This is a genomic window from Pseudomonas sp. B40(2017) (assembly GCF_002112855.1).
GTDB lineage: Bacteria > Pseudomonadota > Gammaproteobacteria > Pseudomonadales > Pseudomonadaceae > Aquipseudomonas > Aquipseudomonas pharyngis.
In genome coordinates, this window is the sequence record NZ_NEIT01000009.1 from 200,475 (window position 1) to 219,947 (window position 19,473).

The following is a 19,473-nucleotide window of genomic DNA, read 5'->3' on the forward strand; positions in this document are numbered from 1 at the left end:
AGGCTGACGGAGAACAAGAACATGGCACTTTCCCGCGAACAAATGGCTCAACGCGTCGCCCGCGAAATGCAGGACGGCTACTACGTGAACCTCGGCATCGGCATTCCGACCCTGGTCGCCAACTACATCCCCGAAGGCATGGAAGTCATGCTGCAATCGGAAAACGGCCTGCTCGGCATGGGCCCTTTTCCGACTGAAGACACCATCGACGCCGACATGATCAACGCCGGCAAACAAACCGTGACCGCACGGATCGGCGCTTCGATCTTTTCCTCGGCCGAATCCTTCGCAATGATCCGCGGCGGCCACGTCGACCTGACCGTGCTGGGCGCCTTCGAAGTGGACGTGCAAGGCAACATCGCCTCGTGGATGATCCCCGGCAAACTGGTCAAGGGCATGGGCGGCGCGATGGACCTGGTGGCCGGCGCCGACAACATCATCGTTATCATGACCCACGCGTCCAAGGACGGTGAGTCCAAGTTGCTGAGCCAGTGCAGCCTGCCGCTGACCGGCGCCGGTTGCATCAAGCGCGTGCTGACCGACCTCGCCTACCTGGAAATCGAAAATGGCGCTTTTGTCCTCAAGGAACGCGCACCTGGCGTCAGCGTCGAGGAAATCGTCGCCAAAACCGCTGGTAAGCTGATCGTCCCGGATCACGTACCAGAAATGCAGTTCGCTGCCGAGTGAGGAATTCGAAAATGCAAGACGTCGTCATTGTTGCCGCCACGCGTACCGCGATCGGCAGTTTCCAGGGTTCGCTGGCCACTGTCTCCGCCGTGGATCTGGGCGCAGCGGTCATCCGCCAGTTGCTTGAGCAGACCGGCCTGGACGGTGCTCAGGTCGATGAAGTGATCATGGGCCAGGTGCTGACCGCCGGCGCCGGCCAGAACCCGGCGCGCCAGTCGGCGATCAAGGCCGGCCTGCCCCACGCCGTACCGGCCATGACTTTGAACAAGGTCTGCGGTTCGGGCCTCAAGGCCCTGCACCTCGGCGCCCAGGCGATCCGTTGCGGCGACGCGGACGTGATCATCGCCGGAGGCCAGGAAAACATGAGCTTGGCCAACTATGTGATGCCGGGCGCGCGCACCGGTCTGCGCATGGGTCACGCACAAATCGTCGACACCATGATCAGCGATGGCCTGTGGGATGCGTTCAACGATTACCATATGGGCATCACCGCCGAGAATCTGGTCGAGAAATACGAGATCAGCCGCGAACAGCAAGACGCCTTCGCTGCCGCGTCGCAAAAGAAAGCCTCCGCAGCCATCGAGGCCGGTCGTTTTGTCGATGAAATCACCCCGATCCTGATCCCGCAGCGCAAAGGCGATCCGCTGGCATTCAAGGTCGACGAGCAACCACGCGGCGACACCACCGCCGAATCCCTGGCCAAACTGCGTCCGGCCTTCAAGAAGGACGGCAGCGTCACCGCCGGCAACGCTTCGTCGCTGAACGACGGCGCAGCTGCGGTCATTTTGATGAGCGCCGAAAAAGCCAAGGCCCTGGGCCTGCCGGTCCTGGCGAAAATCGCCGCCTACGCCAACGCCGGCGTCGACCCGGCGATCATGGGCATTGGCCCGGTTTCCGCCACTCGCCGCTGCCTGGACAAGGCTGGCTGGAGCATCGGCCAACTCGACCTGATCGAAGCCAACGAAGCCTTCGCCGCGCAATCGCTGGCGGTGGCCAAGGATCTGCAATGGGATCTGGATAAGGTCAACGTCAACGGCGGCGCCATCGCCCTCGGTCACCCGATCGGTGCGTCGGGCTGCCGTGTGCTGGTGACGTTGCTGCACGAAATGATCAAGCGTGATGCGAAAAAGGGTCTCGCGACCCTGTGCATCGGCGGCGGCCAAGGCGTGGCCCTGGCGCTGGAACGCGCGTAAGCGCAAAGAGGTTCAACAGCGGGCAGTGGATCCACGACATCCATGGCCCGTTGGCAACAAACCCGGTACGACTCACGTCGCACCGGGTATTTTTTTGCCCGACCGTCAGGCGAACTTCACCAGATTCAGCACCGGCAACGGCCCGCCCGGGAACTGCAACAGCCGCGCGCCCACGCTCAATTCGCCCAGATCGATACCGAAGAAGCCGAGCTGATCGATCAGCGCACCCACTTCAGCCTTGGCCTGCGCATCATCCCCGGACAGGAACAACACACGCTTGCCGCCCTCCGACGCCGGATCCGCTTCCAGCAAACGCGCCAGCAAATGGTTGAACGCCTTGACCACCCGCGCGCCCGGCACCCACTCGGCGAACACTTCGCTGGAAGGTCGACCCTGCAAGTCCACCGGTTTGAACGATGGCGCTTCAATCGAGTTGTTGGCGTCGATGACGATCCGCCCGCCGAAGTCCGGCAGCCCGGCCAGTGCCGTCGGCAGTTTCGACCAGTTCACCGCGACCAGCACGATGTCCTGGGCCGCCGCTTCTTCACGGGTAACGGCACGGGCAGTCGGGCCGAGTTCTGCGACCAGTTCAGCCAGGGTCTCCGGCCCGCGACTGTTGGCGATGACCAACGGGATGCCCTGACGCGACAAGGCTTTGGCAAACGCTGAACCGATGGCGCCAGCGCCGATGATTCCGATAGTGCTCATGGTGTTCTCCTCAAAGTGGGGTAAGACTCGAAACGAATCTTGCGCTTGCCATTCCCACTTGATTAGCCGGTAATGCCTTGAATGATCTTCAAGTATCACTATCAGGTCGAAATCCATGGAAACCCTCGCCAATCTCGAATCCTTCGTCCGCAGCGCCGAGACCGGCAGCTTCTCCGCCGCCGCTCGGTTACTGGCGCTGACTCCGGCGGCGGTCAGTCGCAACGTGGCGATCCTTGAGCGCAACCTCGGCGTGCGGCTGTTTCAGCGCTCGACCCGCAAGCTGTCGCTGACTGAGGCCGGTGAAGGTTTTCTGGCGAGCATCGGCGGCAACCTCGACGCCTTGCAGGCAGCGATTGCCACGGTGGCGACCGAGCGCGGCGAACCGGCGGGTGTGCTCAAGATCAGCCTGCCGCCGACATTCGGCATCGATCACATGCTGCCGCTGCTGCCAGAGTTTCTGGCGCGTTATCCGCTGATTCGCCCGGAATGGCATTTCGAGAACCGCCAAGTGGACTTGATCGCCGAGGGCTACGACGTGGCGATTGGTGGCGGATTCGAGCTGACGCCCGGCGTGGTCGCCCGGCCATTGTCGTCCGCCGAAGTGCTGGCGGTGGCGTCGCCGGCGTATCTGGCGGGCCGCACACTGCCGCGACATCCGGCCGATCTCGCCGATCACCACGGCATCGTCATGCGCGGCCTGCGCACCGGGCGCCTGCGCCAATGGCAGATGCACAACGAAGCCGGCGAACAGGCCAGCGCCCTGCTCAACCCGAACATCGTCCTGAATGACCCGATGGCCATGCGCAAGGCTGCGCTGCTGGGCTTAGGCGTGACGATGCTGGTGCTGCCCGATGTCAGCGCGCAGATCGAACGCGGTGAACTGGTGCGACTGTTGCCCGACTGGCAATGCGATGCCGGCGCGATTTCGCTGTACTACCCGAGCCGTACCTTGCTGCCGGCCAAGACCCGGGTGTTCATTGATTTTGTGGTCGAAGCGTTTGGCCGCTAGGCCGCTAGCTGCAGAATCAGCCACGCATTCGCGCCGCTGATCACCACAAACAATCCCCACGCGAGAACCTTGGTTGGCAACCGATTCACAAACGGCCCCATCAGTTGTTTGTCGTTGGTCATGCGAATCAGCGGATACAGCGCAAACGGCAATTGCAGGCTCAGCACCACTTGGCTCAACACCAGCAACTTGCCCACCGCGCCGTCGCCCATCAGCCACACGCCAATGAACGCCGGGATCAGCGCCAGCCCACGGGTGATCAGACGTCGCTGCCAGCAAGGGATCCGCAGGTTCAGATAGCCTTCCATGATCACTTGCCCGGCGATGGTGCCGGTGAAGGTCGAACTCTGCCCCGAAGCCAGCAGCGCCACGCCGAACAGCACACTGGCCAGCGCGCCGCCCACCAGCGGATCGAGCAAGTGATAGGCGTCCTGGATGTCGACCACGTCGGTGTGTCCGGACTGATGAAAGGCGGCCGCCGCGAGAATCAGGATCGCCGCGTTGACCAACAACGCCAGCGCCAGCGAACCGATGGTGTCGATACGCGCCAGTTTTACCGCGTCCTGCTTGCTGGCCAGATCCTTGCCGATCAGCCGTGTCTGCACGATCGAGGTGTGCAGGTACAGGTTGTGCGGCATCACCGTGGCGCCAAGGATGCCGATGGCCAGGTACAACGGCGCGGCATCGCTGATCGCCGACAGTGAGGGTTTGAAGCCTTGGGCGACGTCCGGCCAGTACGGTTTGATCAACAGCAATTCAACGAAGAAACACGCGCCGATAGTGCCCACCAGCACCAGCATGATCGCTTCCAGCCGGCGGAAACCGCGGTTTTGCAGGGCCAACACCAGCAACGTATCGAATGCGGTCAGGGCGATGCCGAACGTCAGCGAACAGCCGAGCAACAGGTGAAATGCCAGCGCACAGCCGAGTACTTCCGCAAGGTCAGTGGCGATGATCGAGATTTCCGCCAGCACCCATTGCAGCCGCGCCGTCGGAGTGCTGTAGCGTTCGCGGGAAAGCTGCGCCAGATCGCGCCCGGTGGCGATGCCCAGCCGCGAGCACAGGCATTGCACAACCATGCCCGCCAGACTCGCCAGCAACACCACGAACAGCAAGCTGTAACCGAAACGCGAACCGGCCTCGATGGCGGTGGCCCAGTTGCCCGGATCCATGTAGCCGATCGACACCAGCAAACCGGGGCCGGCAAAGCGCAGCACGCGTTTGAAGAACGAGGCGTTGGGATCGACCGGGACACTTCCGGCCACTTCCGGCGGGCAGAACGGCGCCGTGGCGATTTTGGGCAAGCTGAACTTCACAAACACATCCAGAAACAAGTCGAAAGGCGCAGCTTAGACGTTTCAGTCGGCAGGCCCAAGCGCCGATGTGCTGCGTTCAAGGTTGGGCAGTACCCAGCAATTGCCGGCGCAGTTCGGGATTGCGCGTGCGTGGATCCAGCCAGATGTTGAAAAAAGCCTGGGCGAACAACGGGTCGTTGATCTCGTGCTGCAACTGTTGGCCAACAAAGAACCGCGCGCCCTGCCCCGGCAGATACACCCCGGTGATCCGCGTGCCGGCCTGCACGTCGACGAACGATTGCTGCATCTGGGCCTGCCACACCGCCAGTTGCGCAGAACTGATGGAGGAGCCTGCCAGGCGTTTGATCTCGTCGACGCTGGCTTTGACCAAATCTTCGCGGGACACGCTGCGCCGGTAGATCAGCTCCAGGGCGAAGGGCTGACCATCGGCCAATGGACGCGCGGCGCTCCACAACCGGGCGTTGTAAACGTCGAAACCGAAAATGCTGAAATCGCCGGTGCCAATGATTTGCGCACCGGGCACCACGTCTTGCCAACTGGCCCAGGTGGGGGTCAGCAACAACGCCCACAAGCCTATCCCGCAGCATCCACGCAACACCTTCGGTGTACTGCTCATCGCGGCATCGACTCCGGTAAACCCTGATACCCAGAGCATAGTCGGCAATCACACCCATGATTTTGTATACATTTATTGCATGCATATGCAGCAATCCGCTAATGACAATGCTAACGTGGCCCTCATTGACCCGACGGAGACACCTGCGTGCTGATCCTCAAACTGCTGCTGATTCCCGGTTTCCTGCTGCTGATTTCCCTCGCGGGCAAGCGCTGGGGCCCCAGCGTCGCCGGGTGGCTGTCGGGATTGCCGGTGGTGGTCGGGCCGATTCTGTTTTTCCTCGCCATCGAGCAAGGGCCGGCGTTTGCCGCGCAATCGGCGGTCGCGGCGCTGTCGGCCATGTTTGCGATGATCGCGTTTTGTGTCACTTATGCGCAGGTGGCGCAGCGGGCGAACTGGCCGCTGGCATTGATAGTTTCTTTATCGGTCTGGGCCGTGCTGGCGCTGATTCTGTCGCTGACTCCGGCGTCGTTACCCTTCTCGGTCGCCGCTGCTGCGACCGCCCTACTTTCCGCGCCGTACCTGTTTCCCAAGGTGCAACCGGTGGTCAGGGGTCCGGCGCCGAAATCGGACAAACTGGTCTGGCGGATGATCGCCGGGGCCGCGCTCACGCTGGTGGTGACGATGCTGGCCAGCACCGTCGGCGAACGCTGGAGCGGTCTGCTCGCGGTGTTTCCGGTGTTGGGCAGTGTGATGGCGGTGTTTTCCCAACAGACCCGTGGCCCAGCGTTTACCGCCGCGTTGTTGCGCGCGACGGCGACGGGGATGTATTCGTTTTCGGCGTTTTGTCTGGTGTTGGCGCTGACCGTTCCGAACCTGGGCTTCGGCGGTTTCGTGGTGGCGGTGGCCGTTTCGGTGGCGATGCTCGGCGTCACTCGGCAGCTGTTGGCCAAACCGGCGCCGGCGCCATCGCCGAACTGAACCCGACCGGACAAACCGCGCTGGAGTGCCAGGCACCCTCCATGGGATGATCGCCGCCCAAGCGCGACCCATCCCTCGGAGATTCGAATGTCATTGCTTAGCAAGAAAGCCGTCGTCCTGTTGCTGGCGGCGGTGGCCGGTTTCGGCGCCATCAATGCTCAGGCAGCCAAGGCCAAAGAGAAGGCTGTCACCGAGAAAGTCTCGATGCTCGACGGCAAATTCAGTTTTGTCCTGCCCAAAGGCTTTGTCGCCGACCCTCTGCCCGCCGGCCCGACCGGTGCCAAGGGCACGATGTACACCAACCAAACGACAAAGACCGTGGTCATCACCGCCGAAAACCAGATTCCCGAAGGCAACAACGTCAAGGACAACGACAGTGCGTTCCTCGACGGCACGGTGTCCGACTTCATCGACGCCCAGCGCAAAGCCCTGCCGGACTTCAATAAGCTCAGCGAAAAGAGCCTGACCCAGAAAGGCAATGGCCTCGGTCTGCGTCAGGTCGACAGCACCGCCACCCAGGGCGGCGGCCAGACCCTCAACACCACATTGCTGGCCGGTTCCGGCACGCGTATGGCGCTGGTCCAGGTGATTTCCCGGGCCAGCGACAAGAGCGGTCACGAAGCGCTGGTGAAAACCATCCTCAAGGAAAAGTGATGCTCAGGGATTGAGTTGCTGCAACCAGTCGTTCAAATCCCGAAGCTCGGCCGCACTGATGCTGTGGCCGACGCCGGGATAGGCATGAAATTGCGGTTTGTACGACAGCTTCTGCAACAACGCATCGGCCTCGGTGGCACCGCTGTAAGGCACACGGTCATCCGCCGTGCCGTGGCCGATGAAGATGTCCAGCGGCGGATGCTGTTGCTCTGACTTCAGCTCGCTCTTGAGCACCGGCAACAGCCGCCCGCTCAACGCCGCGATGCCACCCACCGCCGCCGGCTGCCGCAGTCCGACCTCGTAGGTCATCATCGCGCCCTGGCTGAAACCGATCAGGTACACCTTCTCCGGTTGGGCGTGATATTTCTGCGCCGCAGCGGCGATAAAGGCCCGCAGTTTCTGGCTGCTGACCTTCAGATCATCGGTCTCGCCGTTGTAGGCGCCTTCGCCTTTCTTGCGAAACCACTGGAAACGCCCTTCTCCCAACGCCATCGGTGCCTGCACCGACAGGTAGTTGTACTGCTGGGGCAGCTGAAATTTCATACCGATCAAGTCTGCTTCGTTGCTGCCATAGCCATGCAGGAAAATCACCAGCGGACGCTGTTCGGCGTCCGGGTGCACCTGGGCCAGGTAGTTGAGCGGCAGATCGTTTTGCAGCGAGGTCTGAGCCTGGACGGCAGTGGACGCCAGCAGCGTCAACAGCGCAAACACCTTCAACATAAGCCTTCCTTCACACAGTGCAGGGTTCGGGGCAGAGCCTAACACTGTGATCGGGAGGACGGGATATCAGTCGTTGCTCAGCTTGCCCACCCGAATCGGCTCGCGCCCCGCCACTTTCGCCTGCCAGATGCCCGGCTGGGTGTAGCGCCCGCGATCGATGGCGAACAACAAGCCGCTGGTGCCGGCGCGCACGGTGGTCACGCGGTCGTTCAGCGGATCGACCACTTCAAACAGCGCATCGCCGCGCTCGACCCATTCCCCAGCATTGCGCAGGAAACTCACCACGCCATGGTGCGGGGCGAACAGATACTCGGTTCCTTCGAACGGCATGCCTTCGCAGCATTCGTCCGGCGCTTTCGGCCATTCGCCGCTGATGAAGCCCTGCTCGGCCAAGAAGCCGAGGATCGCCTCGCAATTGGCCTGAGCCTGATCGACGCGGGTGTCGCCCATACTGCCCAGTTCCAGGGTGGTGGCGAGGTTGGCCGGTGGAATCGCCGCGCCCGGGAACATACGTGCCAGGCGCAGCCACGGTGTGGAGCAGGACTCATCGAACGAGTTGCCACCGGAATCTTCACACAACAGCGCCACGCCAGCTTTCAGTCGAGCGGCCAGGGATTGCCACTGCGGCCAGTGTTGCGGCAAGGCGTAAATATGAATCGCCGCGTCGAAATCGCAATGCAGGTCGAGGGTGATGTCGGCCTCACAGGCGTGGCGCAGCAACAGTCGGTGCAGCGCTTCCAGTTGCGATGCCGGGGCCGGCAGTTCGTCGAGTACCTGACCCATGGTCTGGCGGATCAGCGTGATGTTGGCTTCGGCATCGCTGCCCAACTGATCGCCGATCCGCTCGGCCACCGGCGCACTGAGTTCAACGAAGGAGCGGTTGAAGTTCTTGCCGCTGCCCAGCTCGAAACGCCCCATGTGGCTGCCTTGCAGGTGCTGATCGAGACCGATCGGGTTGGCCACCGGCACCAGTTCGATCACACCTCGCAACTGGCCGTTGCCCTCCAGCTCGGCCAGGCGTTTTTTCAGTTCCCATGCGGTGCGCATGCCCGGTAGTTCATCGGCGTGCAGGCTGGCCTGGATGTAAACCTTGCGCGGGCCGGCGCCGTAACGGAACACGCTCAGGGAACGTTCGCTGCCCAGGTGGCTCCAGGGCAGAAGATGATCGATGCGTTGCATGGGAAACTCCGGAAATTCTGTGGTCGCTGCCGGGGCAATGACCGCAATGAAAATGTGCTGACAGGATAAATCAGGGGCGAAAAAAAAGTGGCCACCGCGCAAACGGGGCCACTTTTTTCTACGGCGTATTAATGGCCGTACACGTCAAAGTCGAAGTACTTGTCCTGCACTTGCTTGTACTTGCCGTTGGCGCGGATTTCGTTGATGGCGGCGTTGAATTTCTCCGCCAGCGCGGAATCGCCTTTACGCACTGCGATACCGGCGCCGCCGCCGAAGTACTTGGCGTCTTCGTAGGTCGGGCCGACGAATTCGAAGCCTTTGCCGGCGTCGGTTTTCAGGAAGCCGTCGCTCAGGTTGACCGAGTCGGCCAGCATTGCGTCGATACGACCGGAGACCATGTCCAGGTTGGCTTCCTGCTGCGAGCCGTAACGCACCAGCTCGATACCGGCCGGCACCAGCACTTCGGTGGCGTAGCGGTCGTGGGTACTGGCACGCAACACGCCGACTTTCTTGCCTTTGAGCTCGACCAGCGGGTCTTTCACGCCGGAACCGGCCTTCATCACGAAGCGCGCCGGGGTGTGGTAGTACTTGATGGTGAAATCGACGTTTTTCTTGCGGTCGTCAGTGATGGTCATCGAGGACAGGATCGCGTCGATCTTCTTCACTTTCAGCGCCGGGATCAGGCCGTCGAACTCTTGCTCGACCCAGGTGCATTTGACTTTCATCTGCTCACACAGCGCATCGCCGATGTCCACGTCGAAACCGGCCAGTTTGCCGTCAGGGGTTTTCATCGAGAATGGCGGGTAACCGGCTTCGATACCGATACGGATCGGTTTGGCGTCTTCGGCCACGGCGGTCAGGGACAACATCGACAGTGCCAGGGCACCGAACATAACCAGCTTTTTCATTTATTACTCCCGTGTGCGGAGGCTTTTATTGGCAGCTTTCGATTGTCAGGTTCGGCCTTGGGCTGTGCAGCACAAAGAAACCGACGTGGCCGGCAGTCTATGGCGGCGCGCACGGGGCAAATTGTTTTTAAGCGACAAATACTTACAGAAAATCGGCGAGTGCCATCACATGGGAAAAGTGTGCGCCAGAGCGGTGCAAAGGGTTGTAGGACAAAGCCGACAAAAGCTGCCGCCGAAGCGGCAACCCTCCGGCGATCAGCAATCGCAGGCGATCGGCGCGGTGGCGACGCGCGGTGTCGCGACACTCAACTGAAAGCCTTCATCCAGCCACCCGGTCACCCCGCCGATCATCTCTTTGACCGGATAACCCAACGCCGCCAGCTTCACCGCAGCCTTGTTGGCACCATTGCAGTGGGGACCGGCACAATAAACCACGAAAAGTGTGTTTTTCGAGTAGTCCACCAACCCTTCCGCCGTCAGCAAACGCCCGGGAATATTGATCGCCCCGGGGACATGTCCACGCTCGAAGGCCAGCGGCCCGCGCACGTCCACCAGCACAAAGTCGACTTCGCCGGCCTGCTGGCTGCTGAAGACGTCGGAACAATCGGTTTCGAAGGTCAGACGGTTGCTGAAATGCATCAGGGCAATGGCCGAAGGCGCTGCAGGAATCTCGCGAACCAGGCTGGGCATGTTGAATCACTCCGTTGTCGGTGGGGATGAACAGACTTTATCGAGCCGCCGCTTGTCGCTACAGTGGCGCACAAGACACTCACCGGGAATTTTCCGCCAAATGCCTGATTCACCTGGATTGGTCGCGATTCTGGCCTACGACGGCCTCTGCACATTCGAGTTCGGCATCGCCGTGGAGATCTTTGGCCTGGCCCGGCCGGAGTTCGATTTCCCGTGGTACGCGCACTGCATTGCGGCGGTCGATCAAGGGCCGATGCGCGCGATGGGCGGGATTCAGGTGCTGGCGGACGGTGGTCTGGAATTGTTGGCGGATGCGCGGACCATCATCATTCCCGGCTGGCGCGACCGAAATGCGCCGGTGCCGGAAGCCTTGCTTGAAGCGTTGCGTGACGCCCATTCACGCGGCGCCCGGTTGCTGTCGATCTGCTCAGGCGTGTTTGTTCTGGCGGCCAGCGGCCTGCTCGACGGTCACGGCGCTACCACCCACTGGCGCTACACCTCGGAGCTGGCCGAGCGCTTCCCGACCATTGATGTCGACCCGGACGTGCTTTACGTCGATTCCGGCCAATTGATTACCTCGGCCGGCAGTGCAGCGGGGATCGACGCCTGCCTGCATCTGGTGGCGCGAGACTTCGGCACCCAGATCGCCAACTCGGTGGCGCGACGGCTGGTGATGTCGCCGCAACGTACCGGCGGTCAGGCGCAATTCATTCCGACGCCGGTCAGCCCGACCCCGCGCAGCGATCTGTCGCGTGTGATGCAGTGGGCCCGCGAGCGCCTGCACGAACCGCTGGAGGTGCGCGATCTGGCCAGCGAAGCGGCGATGAGCGAACGCACCTTCCTGCGCAAATTCAGCGAAGCCAGCGGCCAGTCACCCAAGGCCTGGTTGCAACACGAACGTCTGGCCCGAGCCCGGGAATTGCTGGAAAGCACGCCGCAGAACACCGAGCAGATCGCCTTGCGCTGCGGTTATCGCTCGGTGGAAAGCTTTCGTGTGGCGTTTCGCAGCGTGGTCGGGGTGCCGCCGTCGGTGTATCGCGAACGCTTTGGTCGAGAGATCAAGACTTGCGCAACAGATAAGTGTCCATGATCCAGCCATGCTCGGCCCGCGCGGCCTTGCGCACCCGCTCGATTTCATCGGCAACGTCGTTGAGCTTGCCATGGATGAGGATTTCGTCCGGCGTGCCGAGGTAGGCGCCCCAGTAAATCTCTGCCTCCTGATCTGCCACTTGGTGGTAGGAATCTTCAGCATCAAGCATCACCACCAGGCTGTCGGTGTCACTCACCTGCCCCGCTGCCAGGCGTCGACCGGTGGTGATCTCAATCGAGCGGCCGATGGTGTTCAACGGCACCTTGTGTTGCGCCGCCAAGGCCTGAACGCTGGTGATGCCGGGAATGACCTCGAATTCAAACGCACATCGCCCCGAGGCCAGAATCGCCTGCAGGATCCGAATCGTGCTGTCGTACAACGCAGGATCGCCCCACACCAGAAAACCGCCGCACTGCCCCTCAGACAATTCGTCATTGATCAGCCGCTCGAAGGTTTGTTGCTTGGCGCGGTTCAGATCATCGACGCTGACGTTGTAGTCCACATCGCCGCGCTCGCGCTCCGGGCTGTGGGCTTCGGCGAAACGGTACGTACGATCGGTGATGTAGCGTTCGCAGATTTCTCGCCGCAGGTCGATCAGCTTGTCCTTGCTCTGGCCTTTGTCCATCAGGAAAAACACGTCCACCCGATTCAGCGCTTTCACCGCCTGCATCGTGATGTAGTCCGGGTTGCCGGCACCGATGCCGATCACCAGCAATCGCTTCATTGCTCTGCTCCTTCCAGATTCATGCCGGACAAGCGTAGCCGCCAGCGCCCGGTAAACCGCAGATCAACCGCCGCCAGCGGCTCGACATCAAGGCTGTGAAACGCCTCGCCCTGCACGACCTGCATCAATGCAGCACGAATCACGAACGGATGGGTAACCGCCACCACGTGCCCTGGGGTGGCTTGCAGTGAAACCAGCCACGCGGCGACCCGCTCACGCAACTGCGCCACCGACTCACCGCCATGGGGGGCGGCGTGCGGATCGTCGAGCCAGGCTTGCAAGGCCTCGGGTTCGTTCCGTTGCAAATCCTTGATCGACTGACCTTGCCAGCGTCCCCAATCGCAATCACGCAGGGCCTGATGAATGTGCGCTTCACGGCCAAACCACGACGCCGTCTGGCGAGTGCGCAGTTCCGGGCCGCAAATCAGGCGCGAAGCTGAGTCGAAGCGCGAAGCCAGCGAGCAGGACGCCAGCGCCGTTTCTTCAACAGGTTCGTTCGTAGGAAAACACGCCAATTTTTGTGCGACGGTTCTGGCATGGCAGATCAATGTCAAACGGGTGGTCTGCACGGGGAATCACTCGGCTGGAAGACAGGACGGTCATCGGCGCAATCGCGGATAGAGCGGCAATTGTGCCGTAAAGCGGGAGGCCTCGGGCAAGTCGATTGGGCGACTCGAGCGTATGAAAGCGGCAATGTCTGACACCACGATGGGCAATGGACTACAAGACTGATCGACATCCGTGTAACCCTTGCGTTACGGGCTTCCCGCCCCATTTTGGGGCTTGGTTTAAACGGCGAAAAATTCGCTAGACATGTAGCGTCAGTTACATAAATACTGTTTTAACGGATTGTGAAGCGAATTCAACACCCCATCCAGCAGGAGCCCGGATGCCCCCTCTCAGAGACCTGATCACCGACCCCGGCCTTGACCTGACGCCGTCGGAGCGCAAAGTCGTTCGCGCCTTGCTCGATCAGTATCCACGCAACGGGCTTGGCCCGATGGCGCGCCTGGCCGAACATGCCGGCGTCAGCGATCCGACCATCGTGCGGCTGGTGAAAAAACTCGGCTTCGGTGGTTACGCCGAATTCCAGGACGCCCTGCTCAGCGACATGGACCATCGCCTGCGCTCGCCGCGTACCCTGTTGCAGCCGCGCTCGCATCAGAACAAGGACGACGCCTGGAGTCACTATCTGGCTCACAGCCACAATTTACTGGCTGAAACCCAGGCCCTGACCCAACCGGAAGATGTGCGCATTCTCGCCGACTGGCTGCTCGACACCCGGCACCAGGTGTACTGCTTCGGCGGACGCTTCAGCAGTCTGATGGCGACTTACCTGCTCAATCATTTGCGCTTGCTGCGTCCCGGTTGCTTTGCACTGGAAGACAACGCGCAACTGCCGGACCGCCTGTTCGACCTGCAACGTCAGGATGTGGTGCTGGTGTTCGACTATCGCCGTTACCAGACCCAGGCCTTGCGCGTGGCCAGCGCCGCGAAAAACAACAATGCTCGCGTCGTGCTGTTCACCGACATCTATGCCTCGCCGCTGCGCGAACTGGCCGACATGATCATCAGCGCCCCGGTGGAGTCGGCCTCGCCGTTCGACACCATGGTCCCGGCGCTGGCTCAGGTTGAAGCACTGATCGCTTGCCTGACCTTGCGCTGCCCGGACCTGGCCGATCGCCTGGAAGGCATCGATGCCCTGCGCAACGACTTCGACACCCACTTGCTGGAGGATAAATAAGGATGTTCAGCCTTCCCCATCGCTCGCCACGGGACCTGCCGTTTGTCACCGACCACACCGCCCTGTTGCTGGTCGACATGCAGCGTGCCTGGCTCGAGCCGCAGTTCGACCCGCACCTCGAAGGCCCGGACGCCGCGTACTTCCTCAACCGCACGCGCTCGCAAGTGGTGCCCAATCAAGTCCGCCTGCTCAAGGCCTTCCGCGACGCTCGACAGAACGTGCTGCACACCCTGATCGAAAGCCTGACCGCCGACGGCCGCGACCGCTCGCTGGATCACAAGCTGTCGGACATGCACCTGCCCAAGGGCAGCCCGCAGGCACAGGTCATCGCTGAACTGACCCCGGCAGAAAACGAAATCGTGCTGCCGAAGACTTCGTCCGGGGTCTTTAACTCGACCAACATCGACTACGTGCTGCGCAATCTGGAAACCCGTCACCTGATCATCGCCGGCATCGTCACCGACCAATGCGTCGACATGGCCGTGCGCGATGCCGCCGACCGTGGCTACCTCGTCACACTGGTGGCAGACGCCTGCGCGACCTGGACCGAAGCACGCCACGACGCCTGCCTGAACGCGATCAAGGGCTACTGCTGGATCACCGACACCGACACTGTGCTCGGCCGGTTGCAGGAGATGCAGCCATGAGCGAACGCCTGTCGCCGTTGCCGATGACCACCATCGTCACCACCGACCTGATCGGCGTCACCCGTGGCCGCTCGTTTCCCACCGATGAGCTGGAGCACTATCAGGCCGCCGGTTGTGGCTGGGTGCCGGCCAACAGCGCGCTGACGCCGCAGGACATCATCGCTTCGACCAGCCCGTGGGGCGCTTATGGCGATCTGCGGCTGATTCCCGATCTGGCCAGCCGCGTCACCGTCGGCAACGGCCCGGACGCCGCAGCGCCGGCGCTGGATTTCATTCATGGCGACATCCGCGAGACCGATGGCCGGCCATGGGCGGCCTGCCCGCGCACGCTGTTGCGCAACGAGGTCGAGCGCTACCGCGATGAGCTTGGCCTGCAGATCAACGCCGCGTTCGAACACGAATTCAACCTGCACGCCGGGTTTGCCGAACATCTGGCGTTCTCGCTCGAAGCCCAGCGCCAGGGCGCCGAATTCGGCGGCTGGCTGCTCAGCGCTTTGCGCGCCGGTGGCGTCGAGCCGGAAATGTTCCTGCCCGAATACGGCAAGCACCAATACGAAATCACCTGCCGCCCGACCCTCGGCGTGGCGGCAGCCGATCGCGCGGTGAACGTGCGCGAGATCACCCGCGAAATCGCCCGGCAGATGGGTCTGGATCTGAGCTTTGCGCCAAAAACCGCTGCCGACGCGGTGTGCAACGGCGTGCACCTGCACATCAGCCTGCTCGATCTGGCGGGTCAGCCGATGCTCTACGACGCCGGCACCAGCAATGGCCTGTCGACCCTCGGCCAGCACTGGGCGGCGGGCGTGCTGCATTACTTGCCGGCGCTGTGTGCGTTCACTGCACCGACGCCGGTGTCGTATGAGCGTTTGCAACCGCATCACTGGAGCGCGTCCTACGCCTGCCTCGGCCAGCAGAATCGCGAAGCGGCGCTGCGCATCTGCCCGACCGTGAGCGTGGGCAACAAGCCCGTGGCGAAGCAATACAACCTGGAATTCCGCGCCATGGACGCCACCGCCTCACCGCATCTGGCAATGGCTGCGCTGCTGATCGCCGGACGCCTGGGCATCGAGCAGCGTCTGGCGCTGAACGCGATCACCGATGAAATCCCCGATTCACTCAACGACGAACAACGCAAGGCCCGGGGCATCGTTGCCCTGCCCGCCTCCCTGGCCCAGGCACTGGATTGCCTGCGTCGCAGTGAAGCGCTGGTCGAAGCGCTGCCAAGCGCGTTGCTCGATACTTTTTTCGCCCTTAAAACCGAGGAACTGGCGCTGACGGAACAGCTCTCGCCCGCTGATCTTTGTGAGCACTATGCACGCCTGTACTGAATCCGTTGAGCTTGGGTTGTACACCCGACCGGTCTACAACCTGAGCCGTGAAGATTCGACGCACCCGCTGATTCTGGTGTGCGAACACGCCAGCCGCTACATCCCCGAGGCCCTGAACAATCTGGGCCTGGCTGATACGGCGGCGCGCGAACACATTGCCTGGGACATCGGCGCCCTGGCGCTGGCCGAGCAACTGTCGGAGCAATTGGGGGCCACGCTATTGAGCGCCAACTATTCGCGCCTGCTGATCGACCTCAATCGCCCCCGGCATGCGCCCGACAGCATCCCGGCGCAGAGCGAGATCTACCAGGTGCCGGGCAACCGCGAGCTCGACGAGGCCACCCGCGAATACCGTCGCCAGTGCCTGTTCAAGCCGTTTCACACGCGCCTGCAACAACTGATCGATGCACGTCTGACCGAAGGTCGACCGGTGCGGGTGGTAGGGATTCACAGTTTCACCCCGGTGTATTACGGCCAGCCGCGGGAGCTGGAAGTCGGCGTGCTGTTCGGTCAGGCCCGGGCCTATGCCCAACGGATGCTCGACGGTCTGGAGCGACATCCGCTGAAAGTCGCCGGCAACCAGCCGTACAGGATCGACCCGCTGGGCGACATGACCGTGCCGGTGCATGGCGATGCCCGGGGCCTCGATTCGGTGTTGATCGAAGTGCGCAACGACCTTCTGCGCAGCCCGGAAGCGGTTGCTCGCTGGGCGAATTATCTGGCACCACTGCTGTAAAAAATGTTGTAACCACTGCTGATGCTGTAAACGACGGACCGATATAACAACTAAAACGACCGATTGGCTGACAAGGAGTTGCGCTTCATGGAAATAGAAGAGTTCGGCTACAAACAGGAGTTGAAACGTAGCCTGACACTGACCGATCTGGTGGTGTACGGGATGATCTTCATGATCCCCATCGCCCCGTTCGGCGTGTATGGCTACGTCAACGCCGAGGCACCGGGGATGGTGCCTCTGGCATACATCATCGGCATGGTGGCGATGGTCTTCACCGCGCTCAGCTACGGCAGCATGGCCCGAGCCTTTCCGATTGCCGGATCGGTGTATTCCTACGCGCAACGGGGCCTGAATCAACACGTCGGCTTCATCGCCGGCTGGCTGATGCTGCTCGATTACCTGCTGATTCCGCCGCTGCTTTACGTCTACGCGGCGATGGCGCTCAACCACCTCTACCCGGACATCCCGAAAGTCGGTTTCATTCTGGCCTTTCTGGTCAGCGCGACCTTCGTCAACCTGCGTGGCATCACCTTTACCGCTCGCATGAACATTGTGTTCCTGCTGGCGCAGCTTGTTGTCCTGGGAATTTTCCTGTTCTACGCCTGGAACGCCCTGCACAACGGTGGCGGCAACGGTCAATTGACCCTGGCGCCGCTGTATCACCCGGAAACCTTCAACTTCGCCCTGCTGATGCAAGCGGTGTCGATTGCGGTGCTGTCGTTCCTCGGTTTCGATGCGATTTCCACCCTTGCCGAAGAGATCAAGGGCGATCCGGGCCGCAGCGTCGGCAAAGCGGCGCTGATCACCCTGGTGGTGATGGGTGTGATTTTCGTTGCGCAAACCTGGATCGCGACCGATCTGGCAGCGGGCATGGGCTTCAAGTCCGCCGACACCGCGTTCTATGAAATCGCCGAAATCGCCGCTGGCAGCTGGCTCGCGACCTTGACCGGCGTGGCCACGGCCCTGGCCTGGGGCGTGGCGGTGGCAATCACTTCGCAAGCGGCGGTCTCGCGCCTGCTGTTCGGCATGGCCCGCGACGGCAAGTTGCCGAAAGTGCTGGCCAAGGTGCATCCGAAACACAACACGCCGTACCTGAGCATTTATCTGGTGGCCGTGCTGTCGCTGGTGATCTGCTACCTGTTCATCAATTCGGTGGACACCCTGACTTCGCTGGTCAACTTCGGCGCACTGAGCGGCTTCATGCTGCTGCACCTGACGGTGATCAACTACTACTGGCGCCGACAGAAATCCGGCCAGGTGATCCGTCACCTGATCTGCCCGGTGATCGGCTTCATCATCGTCGCGGCCATCATGTACAACATGGGCGTCGATGCCCAGAAACTCGGCCTGATCTGGATCGCACTGGGTCTGGTGTACCTGTTCTTCCTGAACAAGCTCGGCGCCAGTACCGCGCTGCCTGACCCGAGCAATGGCTGACAAGAAAAAGAGCGGCGTCTGACAACAAATCAGGCGACCGCCGCTTTAACGCGTGGAAACCGACAGTGATAGTCAGGTTCGGCGAATGGGCCGAACCTTTTGATACAGGAGTGCATCCATGCTGGTCTTACGTCCAGTCGAGCCAAACGACCTGCCTCAATTGCAACAATTGGCGCGCGACAGCCTGGTGGGCGTCACATCCCTGCCGGACGACAGCGAACGCCTGGGCGAAAAAATCGCCGCGTCCTGCGCCTCGTTCGACAGCGATGCGGCGGCTCAAGGCCCGGAGAACTACTTCTTCGTGCTGGAAGACATCGACAGCCATCGACTGGTCGGCTGTTCGGAAATTCTCGCCACCGCAGGTTTCAACGAGCCGTTTTACAGCCTGCGCAACCGCCACTTCACCAGCGCCTCGCGGGAGCTGAACATCGAGCACGGCGTGCCGGCGCTGTCGCTGTGTCACGACCTGAGCGGGCATACGCTACTGCGCGGTTTTCACATCGACGCGGCGCTGGTGCGCACGCCGTTTTCCGAATTGCTGTCGCGGGCACGCCTGCTGTTCATCGCCGCCCACGCGCCACGTTTTGCCGAAGCGGTGATCACCGAAATCGTCGGTTACAGCGACGAGCAAGGGCATTCACCGTTCTGGGATGCGCTGGGCAAACATTTCTTCGACCTGCCCTACGTCGAGGCCGAACGCCTGTGCGGCTTGCAGAGCCGTACGTTTCTCGCCGAGCTGATGCCGCAATACCCGATCTACGTGCCAATGCTGCCGCAAGCGGCGCAGGACTGCATCGGCCGCATTCACCCGGACGGCCAGGAAGCCTTCGACATCCTCGAGCGCGAAGGTTTTGAAACCAACAGCTACATCGACCTGTTCGATGCCGGCCCGACCTTATATGCACGCACCGCCAACATCCGTTCGATCGCGCAGAGCCAGACAGTTACGGTTGAGGAAGAACCCCTGATCGATGCTCGCGGACGCTATCTGGTGAGCAACGATGCTCTGCATGGCTTTCGGGCAGTGGTTGCCGAGCTGGATTTCCAGCCCGGTCAGCCCTTGGCGCTTACGCCGGCGATCAGTGCGGCGTTGAATGTCAGCGCTGGCCACACGATCCGGGTAATCGCCCTGTGAATCGCGCCCCTACCCAACGACAGTGCCCGAG

General features: G+C 61.9%; 21 protein-coding genes. 12 read left to right on the plus strand and 9 right to left on the minus strand.

Translation table 11 applies throughout. The features are described from left to right. The first annotated feature begins 21 nt into the window (after window positions 1–21). Together CAF76_RS25110 and CAF76_RS25115 are read left to right on the plus strand one after the other, a co-directional pair. Window positions 22–687 (plus strand): CoA transferase subunit B, encoded by a 666-nt coding sequence (locus CAF76_RS25110; RefSeq protein ID WP_085648845.1) that lies wholly within the window; start codon window positions 22–24, stop codon window positions 685–687. A gap of 11 nt (window positions 688–698) precedes the next feature. Then, a complete protein-coding gene (locus tag CAF76_RS25115) occupies window positions 699–1,880 on the plus strand; it encodes an acetyl-CoA C-acetyltransferase (RefSeq protein WP_085648844.1) in 1,182 nt (393 codons plus the stop codon). Window positions 1,881–1,985: 105 nt separating this feature from the next. Here the strand turns inward: CAF76_RS25115 and CAF76_RS25120 are convergent, their stop codons facing one another. Then, a complete protein-coding gene (locus CAF76_RS25120; RefSeq protein WP_085648843.1) occupies window positions 1,986–2,588 on the minus strand; it encodes an NADPH-dependent F420 reductase in 603 nt (200 codons plus the stop codon). Window positions 2,589–2,703: 115 nt separating this feature from the next. Between CAF76_RS25120 and CAF76_RS25125 the strand changes: the two genes are divergently transcribed. After that, the gene (locus tag CAF76_RS25125) at window positions 2,704–3,597 is read left to right on the plus strand and encodes a LysR family transcriptional regulator (RefSeq protein WP_064595319.1); all 894 of its coding nucleotides are present in this window, start codon (window positions 2,704–2,706) and stop codon (window positions 3,595–3,597) included. Here the strand turns inward: CAF76_RS25125 and CAF76_RS25130 are convergent. Further along, complete coding sequence (locus CAF76_RS25130) at window positions 3,594–4,913, minus strand: Nramp family divalent metal transporter (protein ID WP_007956264.1); 1,320 nt, start codon at window positions 4,911–4,913, stop codon at window positions 3,594–3,596. The two genes, CAF76_RS25125 and CAF76_RS25130, sit on opposite strands and share 4 nt — an antisense overlap. A 76-nt stretch (window positions 4,914–4,989) precedes the next feature. Further along, window positions 4,990–5,529, minus strand: coding sequence for a chalcone isomerase family protein (locus tag CAF76_RS25135; protein ID WP_064595315.1), 540 nt, complete (start codon window positions 5,527–5,529; stop codon window positions 4,990–4,992). Window positions 5,530–5,676: 147 nt separating this feature from the next. Here CAF76_RS25135 and CAF76_RS25140 point away from each other — a divergent pair, with 147 nt between their 5' ends. Continuing rightward, on the plus strand, window positions 5,677–6,450 hold the full coding sequence (locus tag CAF76_RS25140) for a hypothetical protein (RefSeq protein WP_064595311.1): 774 nt from the start codon (window positions 5,677–5,679) through the stop codon (window positions 6,448–6,450). An 87-nt stretch (window positions 6,451–6,537) separates the two neighbouring features. Continuing rightward, on the plus strand, window positions 6,538–7,104 hold the full coding sequence (locus CAF76_RS25145; RefSeq protein ID WP_085648842.1) for a hypothetical protein: 567 nt from the start codon (window positions 6,538–6,540) through the stop codon (window positions 7,102–7,104). 3 nt (window positions 7,105–7,107) lie between these two features. Here CAF76_RS25145 and CAF76_RS25150 read toward each other — a convergent pair whose 3' ends face one another. From CAF76_RS25150 to CAF76_RS25165, 4 genes are all read right to left on the minus strand, one after another. After that, the gene (locus tag CAF76_RS25150; RefSeq protein ID WP_085648841.1) at window positions 7,108–7,824 is read right to left on the minus strand and encodes an alpha/beta hydrolase; all 717 of its coding nucleotides are present in this window, start codon (window positions 7,822–7,824) and stop codon (window positions 7,108–7,110) included. Window positions 7,825–7,890: 66 nt separating this feature from the next. After that, window positions 7,891–9,003: a succinylglutamate desuccinylase/aspartoacylase family protein gene (locus CAF76_RS25155; protein WP_085648840.1), complete on the minus strand. Its 1,113-nt coding sequence runs from the start codon at window positions 9,001–9,003 to the stop codon at window positions 7,891–7,893. 128 nt (window positions 9,004–9,131) lie between these two features. Further along, window positions 9,132–9,911 carry an ABC transporter substrate-binding protein gene (locus CAF76_RS25160; RefSeq protein WP_085648839.1) on the minus strand — a complete coding sequence of 260 codons (780 nt, stop codon included), beginning with the start codon at window positions 9,909–9,911 and terminating at the stop codon, window positions 9,132–9,134. 255 nt (window positions 9,912–10,166) lie between these two features. Then, window positions 10,167–10,601: a rhodanese-like domain-containing protein gene (locus CAF76_RS25165; RefSeq protein ID WP_085648838.1), complete on the minus strand. Its 435-nt coding sequence runs from the start codon at window positions 10,599–10,601 to the stop codon at window positions 10,167–10,169. A 100-nt stretch (window positions 10,602–10,701) separates the two neighbouring features. Between CAF76_RS25165 and ftrA the strand changes: the two genes are divergently transcribed. Further along, on the plus strand, window positions 10,702–11,691 hold the full coding sequence (gene ftrA / locus CAF76_RS25170) for a transcriptional regulator FtrA (RefSeq protein WP_085648837.1): 990 nt from the start codon (window positions 10,702–10,704) through the stop codon (window positions 11,689–11,691). On the opposite strand, the gene cobF is transcribed toward ftrA, so the two are convergent. Continuing rightward, window positions 11,660–12,415, minus strand: a complete 756-nt coding sequence (gene cobF / locus CAF76_RS25175) for a precorrin-6A synthase (deacetylating) (RefSeq protein WP_085648836.1) — start codon at window positions 12,413–12,415, stop codon at window positions 11,660–11,662. The two genes, ftrA and cobF, sit on opposite strands and share 32 nt — an antisense overlap. After that, window positions 12,412–12,984, minus strand: a complete 573-nt coding sequence (locus CAF76_RS25180) for a histidine phosphatase family protein (protein WP_085648835.1) — start codon at window positions 12,982–12,984, stop codon at window positions 12,412–12,414. Before CAF76_RS25180 ends, cobF begins: the two co-directional genes overlap by 4 nt. A 320-nt stretch (window positions 12,985–13,304) precedes the next feature. Here CAF76_RS25180 and CAF76_RS25185 point away from each other — a divergent pair, with 320 nt between their 5' ends. The 6 genes from CAF76_RS25185 (at window position 13,305) to CAF76_RS25210 (ending at window position 19,442) form a co-directional block, all read left to right on the plus strand. After that, the gene (locus CAF76_RS25185) at window positions 13,305–14,159 is read left to right on the plus strand and encodes a MurR/RpiR family transcriptional regulator (protein ID WP_007956246.1); all 855 of its coding nucleotides are present in this window, start codon (window positions 13,305–13,307) and stop codon (window positions 14,157–14,159) included. Between the two features lie 2 nt (window positions 14,160–14,161). Further along, window positions 14,162–14,806 (plus strand): isochorismatase family cysteine hydrolase, encoded by a 645-nt coding sequence (locus tag CAF76_RS25190; protein WP_064595287.1) that lies wholly within the window; start codon window positions 14,162–14,164, stop codon window positions 14,804–14,806. Continuing rightward, window positions 14,803–16,134, plus strand: coding sequence for a glutamine synthetase (locus CAF76_RS25195; protein WP_085648834.1), 1,332 nt, complete (start codon window positions 14,803–14,805; stop codon window positions 16,132–16,134). The genes CAF76_RS25190 and CAF76_RS25195 overlap by 4 nt, the downstream gene beginning before the upstream one ends. After that, the gene (locus CAF76_RS25200; protein WP_085648833.1) at window positions 16,118–16,870 is read left to right on the plus strand and encodes an N-formylglutamate amidohydrolase; all 753 of its coding nucleotides are present in this window, start codon (window positions 16,118–16,120) and stop codon (window positions 16,868–16,870) included. The genes CAF76_RS25195 and CAF76_RS25200 overlap by 17 nt, the downstream gene beginning before the upstream one ends. Window positions 16,871–16,957: 87 nt before the next feature. Continuing rightward, window positions 16,958–18,307, plus strand: coding sequence for an APC family permease (locus CAF76_RS25205; RefSeq protein ID WP_011333496.1), 1,350 nt, complete (start codon window positions 16,958–16,960; stop codon window positions 18,305–18,307). Window positions 18,308–18,425: 118 nt separating this feature from the next. Continuing rightward, window positions 18,426–19,442 carry an arginine N-succinyltransferase gene (locus tag CAF76_RS25210; RefSeq protein WP_085648832.1) on the plus strand — a complete coding sequence of 339 codons (1,017 nt, stop codon included), beginning with the start codon at window positions 18,426–18,428 and terminating at the stop codon, window positions 19,440–19,442. Window positions 19,443–19,473: the final 31 nt, after the last annotated feature.